Origin of the sequence: Streptomyces sp. NPDC098781 (assembly GCF_044759995.1) — a bacterium.
Taxonomy (GTDB): Bacteria; Actinomycetota; Actinomycetes; order Streptomycetales; family Streptomycetaceae; genus Streptomyces.
On record NZ_JBIWAK010000017.1, the window covers coordinates 59,196 to 67,706 of the forward strand.

An 8,511-nucleotide genomic window follows, 5' to 3' on the forward strand; every position below is an offset into this window, starting at 1 on the left:
GCACCCATGAGGCTCTTCCGTCCACGCACCCGGGGCTATAGCGTCCGCGCCCATGGGGGCTTTTCCGTCCCGCCATGCGAGTGATTAGGCTTCTGGTGGTGCGGTGACGATCGCAGTCGCGTGGGACTAGCCACTCGGTCCGCCCGGCCGCGACGACGACCAGCTCAGCAGCAGTGGCTGACCAGGAGGCAAGCAGTGAACAGGGATCGGTCCGAGTACAACGGCGGGAGCCCTTCCTCGGACGGGGACGATCACGAGGTGGATCTCACCGGCGAGTTCGAAATCGTCTACACACCTCCCGCCTGGTACGCCCAAAGCACGCAGGGTGGCTCGTCGGGAGGCGGGCAGCAGGAGGCCGGCACCTCACCACCACCGCCGAGCGGACCACCGATCGGGTCGCCCACCGGGCCGCCCGGCGTTCCCGCGTCCCAGGGTCCCGCGCAGCCTCCCGCACCGGCACAGCCCCAGACGCCCGGTGTGCCCCAGCAGCAGCCGGCTCAGCACACCCCGGCCCAGGGCACGCCCGCGAACCAGCAGGGCCCGGCCGCGGGTGGCTACGGCTTCCCGCAGCAGCAGTCCGGTGCGCCGGCCGACGGTTACGGCTATCCGCAGCAGCAGCCCGCGGCGGCACCCGGCGGATACGGCTATCCGCAACAGCAGCCCGCGCCGGCACCCGGCGGTTACGGCTATCCGCAGCAACCGGGCCAGGACACCTCGGGTGGCTTCGGCGTGCCTCAGCCCGGCCAGGACACCTCCGGCGGATTCGGCACGCCTCAGCCGAGCCAGGACGCGTCCGGCGCCTTCGCCGTGCCCCAGCAGCACACGCCTGCCCAGCCGCCCGCCGCTCCCACCCCGCCGCCCGCCGCGCCCGCGGTTCCGGCCCAGCAGCCGTCGGCTCCGGCCGCCGCGCCCGGCTTCCCGGTGCTGCGTCCGGTCGACGACGACGCCCAGGCGGCACCCCCCGCTCCCCCGGCCCCGACCGCGACCCCGGCGGCCGGTGTCCCGGCGGCCCCGACCCCCGAACCCCCCGCCCTCGCACAGCCCGCCCCCGCACAGCCGGTGGCACAGCAGCCGGAGGCCGAGCTCAACCACGCCGCCGCCGACGCGGAGGCGGCGCGCCTGTTCGGCGACGTCGACGACGAGCCGGAGGAGCAGCGCGGCGACGAGACCGAGCCGGGTGACGCCACCGAGTCGGTGTCCGTCGCGGAGACCGACGAGTCCGCGCCGGTCCAGGCCGAGGCCGACTCCCCCGCGGCGCCTGACGCCGAGGCCCCGGCGGCGGCCCCGGACGCGGAGCCGGAGGCACAGACAGCCCCCGCGCCCGCGACCCCGCCCGCCCCGCAGGCCGAACCGCAGCCGCAGGCGCAGCCGACCGGCCAGGTCCCCGCTCCGCCGCAGCAGCAGCCCACCGGCCAGACGCACCCGCCCGAGCAACCGCAGGCACAGCAGCCCACCGGCCAGGCACCTGCGCCGCAGGGGAACCAGGCCCTCCCCCCGCTCCCCCAGGGTTTCGCCCCGGCGCACCCCGCGCAGGGCGCACCGCAGGCAGGGCAGCCGGACCCGCAGGCAGCGGCCGCCGGTCAGGCCCCCGGCTACGGCTACCCCCAGGCGCAGCACCCGGGCCAGCCCCAGCCGCACGCCCAGCCTCACGCCCAACCGCCGGCCCAGCCGCAGCCCGACCACACCGGCCAGCCCCCTCACCAGGCCCCGGCGCAGGGCGCGTTCGGCCCGGCCCAGCCGCAGCCCGGTTACCCCGCGCAGGCAGGGCAGCAGCCCGCGCCGGTCGACCCGCGCCAGGCGGCCCCGCACCCGGGCCAGCCGCACCCCCCGCAGCCGCAGGGCGCCGGATACGGCTACCCGCAGCAGCAGGGCCAGCCCCACCCGGCGCACCCCCAACAGCCGCAGCCCCAGCCGGACGCCTACGGCTACCCCCAGCAGCCCCAGCCCCAGCCCGGCTACGGCTACCCGCCCCAGCAGGCCGGCTACGGCTACCCCCAGGCGAACCAGCAGCCCAACCAGCAGCAGCCGAACCAGCAACAGGCCCCCCAGCAGCAGCCCCCGGCCCAACAGCCGCCGCAGCAGCCGCATCCGGCCCCGCAGCAGCCCCCGGCCCAGCAGAACCCCGCCGCCTACGGCAACCAGGGCTGGAGCGCCCCGCCCGGCCCGCAGGCCGGTCCCGGTGCCCCGCAACAGCAGCAGGCCGCACCCGGCACCCCGCTCGGTTACAACGCGGCGGTCGAGCTGTCCTCCGACCGGCTGCTCCGCAACCAGCCCAAGGCCCGCAAGAACAACCAGGGCCCGTCGCGCTTCAAGCTCGGCGCCAAGAAGGAGCAGGCGGAGCGGGAGCGCAAGCTCGGCCTGATCCGTACGCCGGTGATGTCCTGCTACCGGATCGCGGTCATCAGCCTCAAGGGCGGCGTCGGCAAGACCACGACGACCATGTCGCTGGGCGCGACCCTCGCCACCGAACGGCAGGACAAGATCCTGGCGATCGACGCCAACCCGGACGCCGGCACCCTCGGCCGACGGGTGCGGCGCGAGACCGGCGCCACCATCCGTGACCTGGTCCAGGCCATCCCGCAGCTCAACAGCTACATGGACATCCGCCGCTTCACCTCGCAGGCGCCCTCCGGCCTGGAGATCATCGCCAACGACGTGGACCCGGCGGTGTCCACGACCTTCAACGACCAGGACTACCGCAGCGCGCTCGACGTGCTGGGCCGGCAGTACCCGATCATCCTCACGGACTCGGGCACCGGTCTGCTGTACAGCGCGATGCGCGGCGTGCTGGACCTCGCCGACCAGCTGATCATCATCTCCACCCCCTCGGTGGACGGTGCGAGCAGCGCCTCGACGACCCTCGACTGGCTGTCGGCGAACGGCTTCGCCGATCTCGTCCAGCGGTCGGTCACGGTGATCTCCGGTGTCCGCGAGACGGGCAAGATGATCAAGGTCGAGGACATCGTGGCGCACTTCGAGACCCGCTGCCGCGGTGTCGTCGTGATCCCCTTCGACGAGCACCTCTCGGCGGGCGCCGAGGTGGACCTGGAGATGATGCGGCCCAAGACCCGCGAGGCCTACTTCGACCTCGCCGCCCTCATCGCCGAGGACATCGCCCGTACCCAGCAGGGCTTCGGCAACCCGAACATGCAGTACCAGCAGCCTCAGCAGGGGTACCCGGCCGCCCCGCAGCAGCACCCCCAGCAGCAGCCCTACCCGCAGCAGGGCGGCACCCCGCAGCCGGGTCAGGGCTGGGGACAGCAGGCACCGCAGCAGCCCGCGCCGGGCCAGGGCTGGCAGCAGCAGGCGCCCCCGCAGGCACCCCCGCAGGACCCGCAGCAGCAGGGCCAGCAGGGCGTCGTACCGCCGGGCTGGACCCAGCAGTAGCGGACGTGGGGCAAGACGAAAGGGCCGGCACCGTCGAGGTGCCGGCCCTTCGTCGTCGTACGGTCAGCCCGCGGTTCCCGCGTCCTCGATCAGCTCACGGCACCGCTGCACATCCTGTGCCATCGCCTTCAGCAGCTCGTCCAGGGACTCGAATTTCTGCTGTCCCCGCACATAGGCGAGGAAGTCCACCGCCACATGCAGCCCGTACAGGTCGAGCCCCACCCGGTCGATCGCGTACGCCTCCACGGTCCGCTCGGTGCCGTCGAACTGCGGATTCGTGCCGACCGAGATCGCCGCCGGCATCACCTCGCCCTGGGCGTGCAGCCAGCCCGCGTAGACGCCGTCGGCGGGGATGGCGGTGTGCGGCAGGGTCTCGACGTTGGCGGTCGGGAAGCCGAGCTCACGGCCGCGCTGGGCGCCCCGTACGACGACGCCCTCCACGCGGTGCGGGCGGCCCAGGATCTCCGCGGCGCCCGCGACGTCGCCCTCGGCGACCAGGCGCCGGGTCAGCGTGGAGGAGAACGGCTCGCCGCCACCCGCCTCACCGGTCACGTACAGGTCGACGACCTCGACCTCGAAGTCGTAGATCTTGCCCTGCTCGGAGAGGAACTCGACATTGCCCGCCGCGCGGTGTCCGAACCGGAAGTTCGGGCCCTCGACGACCGCCTTGGCGTGCAGCTTGTCGACCAGGACCTTGACGACGAAGTCGGCCGGCGACAGCTTCGAGAACTCGGTGGTGAAGGGGAGGATCAGCACCGCGTCCACACCGAGCTCGGCCATGAGATCGGCGCGGCGGTGGTGCGGGGCGAGCAGGGGCGGATGGCTGCCGGGGCGGACGACCTCGCTGGGATGCGGGTCGAAGGTGACGACGACCGCGGGCACGCCCAGCTCACGGGCCCGGTCCACGGCGTGCCGGATGATCAGCTGGTGTCCGCGGTGGACTCCGTCGTAGGAGCCGATGGTGACGACGCTGCGCCCCCAGTCCTGGGGGATGTCCTCCAAGCCACGCCAGCGCTGCACTGTGCCTGCTCCTTGTCGCAAACTCGTCGAACCCGCGTCCGTCTTTGCTCACACGCTCTTACGCAGGTCTAAGGGTGCCATGCCGGGCGCGCCCGGCCCGCATCGGCATGGGCGCTGTGACCGGGTGCACGTACGGATGCCCTGCTCGGGCCGGATGCGGTCAGGCGGGAACTCGCACCCCGGCCAGGTTCTCGATCATCCGGCGGGTGCTCGGGCCCACCACGGCCGACCACTCCTGCGGGGTGTCGGTCAGCCAGCCGGCGAACCGGGTGGCGAAGCCGGGGACGTGCCGGCCCAGGTCGACCAGGCCGCGGTCGAAGCGGGCCGCGCCGTCCGGGGTGCGGACCAGCAGCAGACCGGTGTGGTGGACGAGGCCGCGCAGATCGTCGTCCGCGCGTTCGCCGCCCTGCTGGACGGTGGCGTGCAGGAAGGCGTCCAGGACGGCGGGGGCGTGCTCGTGGGTGAGGAGGAAGGCGCGCAGTTCGCGCCGCAGCGGGCGGGACTCGGGCGTGCCGGAGGTGGCGAGTACGGCGGCGAGGGCGGCCCGCACCGGTTCGGTGCCGCCGTGCAGCAGGCCGGTGACGAGCGGCAGGAGTACGGCACGGGCGCTCGGTCCCTGGTCGAGGCGCCGGTCGACGTAGGCGGCCAGGTCGGTCGCGGTCTCGGGCTGCCGCTCCACCGCCTCGCGCACCAGGTCGGCGACGCGGCGGACGAGAGCGGGCGTGGTGACGTCGGCGAGGGTGCGCAGCGCGTCCCCGGCGCCGGGCCGCAGCAGCCGGGCGCGGAAGGCGTCGAGGACCGGTTCGGTGTGGGTGGTCAGGGCGGCGACCAGGGCACTGGCCGGGAACTGCGGATCCGCCGCCGCGAAGTGCGCCAGAGCCTGCGGGAGATGACGGGCGCGGGTGCGTGGGTCCCGTACGAGCAGGGCGAGCGCGCCGCCGTGCAGGGTGCTGTCGTCGGGGCGGGCCAGCAGGGCGAGGGCGGCGTAGCGGACGAGTTCGCGGTCGGCCTCGGTACGGACGTGCGGTGCGACGCGCAGCCCGTACGCCATGGCGGCGACGCGTCGCGCGGGCCGTTCGTCGTGGGCCCAGCGGTCCACGGCCCGGCAGATGGCGGACGTCTCCTCCTCGGCCAGCACGGCGAGGAGTTCGTCGGCCCTGCGGTGCGCGCTGTCGACGAGCGTCTCGGTGAGTTCGTCCAGGGCGCGGTGCCGGTGGGTGTGCAGGAGGGCCTGGGCGGCGTGCGCGACGGTCGCGTGCGGCGTGGCGGGCAGCGGGCGGTCGTCGTCGAACCAGCGGGTGAGATGGCGTTGTACGGCGGCGGGGTCGGCGGCGAGGAGTCCGGCTACGGCGTCCAGGTACCGGCCTGGCTCGTCCCCGTCGGTGGGCGGGCCGTCGGCGAGGACGAGACGGCGCAGCAGGTCGTAGCGCTCCTCGTCCGGGAGGCGCAGCGCGGTCCAGAAGTCGGGGCCGAACTCGTGGGACACGGACCGCCGGTGCCGGCGCCGGGCCACGATCCGGTCGGTGAGCAGGCGCAGCACGTCCTGGTACGGCATCGCGTCCGGGACCCGCAGCAGGGTCTCGGCGAGCAGTCGCCCGGCCCACCAGGAGTGCCGGTCGGCGTCCAGGGCGTTGGTCAACTCTGCCAGGCGCAGCGCGAGTTGGTGGGGGCCGTGGTGCCGGGCGAGTTGCAGCAGGGCCTGGACCACGGGTCCGATGCGGTGGTGCGGCACGGGCAGGGGGTGCGCGGCGCCGGGGTGGGTGCTTCGGCGGTGGACCAGGGCGTGCAGGGCCTCGTCGAGGTCGAGGTGCATGCCCTGGATCCAGTCGGCGAGCTCCTCGTGGGCGAAGCGGTAACCGTTGCCGGCGGGGACGAGGAGGCCCTCGGTGAGGACTGCGGACGCCCAGCCGGTGCCGCCGCCCAGCCGCGCGGGTGCGGGACCCCAGGGGAACACGGCCTCGAAGGAGGCGCGGTCCAGCTCTCCCTGGCCCGGTCCGAGGCTGCGGCGGGCGGCCTCGTGGACCTGGCCGGAGACCTTGGCGGCGAGGCGGCGTACGGCGGTGCCGCGCAGCCCGTTCTGGGCGGCGAGCCGGACGGCGATGCGCAGGCACATCAGGTCGAGGTGGGCGGCGAAGACGTCGTCGCGGTCCACCCGGTCCGGGTCGGGGGTGTCGGGCAGGGCGGCGCGCACCTCGGAGAGGAGGCGCAGGGTGAGGGGGTGACGGCAGTCGGGTTCGGCGAGGACGCCGTCGGGGATGCCGTAGCCGGAACGGGCCTGGCGGGCCTCGTCGGGGGTGAGGTCGTCGAGCCGCAGACAGGGCGGGAACCGCCGGTCCGCGTCCCGTGCTTCCGGTTCGCCGGCCGCGTACAGCAGTTCCTCCGGGAACTCGGCCCCCGCTCCCTCCCAGTACTCCGCCCGGCACGCCACCACCAGCTGGGCGCCCGTCCGGCCCAGCCATTCCGCCGTGCCGTCGGTCCAGTCCGTGAGGCGGTGGGCCAGCACGGGCGGCATCTCCTCCGGGCCGTCCAGCAGGAGCAGCAGGGGGCGGCCGGCGCGGTGCGCGAGGCGGGCCAGCCGCTCCGGCGTCGTGTCGCCCAGTGTGGTGAGGTCGGACGGGGCCGCCACGATGCGGGCGGCCCGCGCCAGCGCCCGGCGCGCGGCGTCGGCCACGGAGGCGTCGTCGTCCCTCAGGTCGGCGCCGCGCAGCCACAGCGTGGGGGCCGGCCGCGGGCCGCGGGCCCGGCGTGCGGCGAGGGCCGCGAGTTCCGTCGTACGGCCGCTGCCGGGCGGCCCGACCAGCGCGAGCACCGAAGCGGCGCTCTCCGCGAAGGCGTCGAACTCCCGTGCCGTCGAGGCGCGTTCGACCGGTGTGACGGCTCCCGCTCCCCCGGTGTCCGCGCGGCCCACGTACCCCGCCAGGGTCCCCGGCGGACCGTCCTGTCCGACCGAGGTGGCCGTCAGTTCCACGACGCCCGCGAGGTTCAGGTCGGCGCCGTACGCGGGCACCGTCGCGGCGTTCTCGGCGAGCAGCTCGGCCAGCGGGCCGTCCGGCGGCGGGAGCAGCGGTACGGCGAACCCGGCGTCGCGCCGGCCGGTCTGTAGCGCCGTGCCGAGGACCCCCACGACAGCTCCGGTCCCGGCGTCCAGCACGGGGCCTCCGGCCGCTCCTCCGCCGAGCCGCAGCGCGTCCCGTCCGGCCGTGCCGACCGCCAACTCGATCGCCTCGTCGAGGAGATGGACGCGGTCCGTCGCCGTGTACGTCACGGACGCGGTGCCCAGCACCCGGGCCTCCCGCCAGCCACCGGCGGGGATCCGCACATAGGCACCGGTCTCGATCCGTTCGCGCACGCTCACCGGCAACGGGTCCAGCCCCAGCCCCTCCGTCCGCACCAGCGCCAGATCCAGGCCGGGCAACGATGTCACCGCGCTCGCCGCCACCAGACAGCTGCGGTCGCCCCCGGCGGCGAGCAGCACCAGCCGGGGCAGGCCGTCGACGGCCTCGTGGCTGGTGACGACGGTGCCGTGGTGATCGGCGACGAAGCCGAGCCCCCGGGGCCGGCCGGCCAGATCATGGATGCGGACGATGCCTTCGTCACGGGATTCGTCACGGAATTCGTCCCTGCGGGCGTCCCGCGTGCCCGTGTCCCTCTCGGAGCGGCCGCCGTCCTCCTCGGACCGGCCGCCATCCGCCCGCGGGCCCCGTCCCGCCATCGTCGAACCTCCCCGCCATGCGCCCCGTACGCCCTCACGGAACGCCCTTTTTCAGACGGTAGGCGGCTTGTGATCAGCGGGACAGATCACGAGGCGAACGCGCCCCCTTCCGCTCCCTCGGTTCACTCCGAGCGCCTGCCCGGACGGGTGAACAGCGGGGGGTCCTTGGATACACCCTAGAGGTGGGGGAACCGAGGGGGGACCGTGGAGCGGCGGGCAGAGGACGACCCCGTGACCGCCGCTCCACGGGCAGGCACCCTGGAGCGGCTGTGCTAGGGCCTGTCGTTTGGATCATGTCGGCGTCGCGGGGCCTGGCACGCACATCTGCCGCGTTGTCGTCACTCGCCGACGCTCCGCGTCGACTCCCTCCTCCGCCTTGCAGCTGCACGCAC

The 8,511-nt window shown here is 74.7% G+C and carries 3 protein-coding genes; 1 reads left to right on the forward strand and 2 read right to left on the reverse strand.

All coding sequences use genetic code 11. The features are described 5' to 3' along the window. The first annotated feature begins 195 nt into the window (after positions 1–195). The gene (locus ACIQWG_RS40090) at positions 196–3,387 is read left to right on the forward strand and encodes an SCO5717 family growth-regulating ATPase (protein ID WP_404105883.1); all 3,192 of its coding nucleotides are present in this window, start codon (positions 196–198) and stop codon (positions 3,385–3,387) included. A 63-nt stretch (positions 3,388–3,450) separates the two neighbouring features. Here the strand turns inward: ACIQWG_RS40090 and ACIQWG_RS40095 are convergent, their stop codons facing one another. Both ACIQWG_RS40095 and ACIQWG_RS40100 read right to left on the reverse strand, forming a co-directional pair. Beyond that, the gene (locus ACIQWG_RS40095; protein WP_404105886.1) at positions 3,451–4,407 is read right to left on the reverse strand and encodes a bifunctional riboflavin kinase/FAD synthetase; all 957 of its coding nucleotides are present in this window, start codon (positions 4,405–4,407) and stop codon (positions 3,451–3,453) included. Between the two features lie 160 nt (positions 4,408–4,567). Then, positions 4,568–8,119 carry a trypsin-like peptidase domain-containing protein gene (locus ACIQWG_RS40100; RefSeq protein WP_404105889.1) on the reverse strand — a complete coding sequence of 1,184 codons (3,552 nt, stop codon included), beginning with the start codon at positions 8,117–8,119 and terminating at the stop codon, positions 4,568–4,570. Positions 8,120–8,511: the final 392 nt, after the last annotated feature.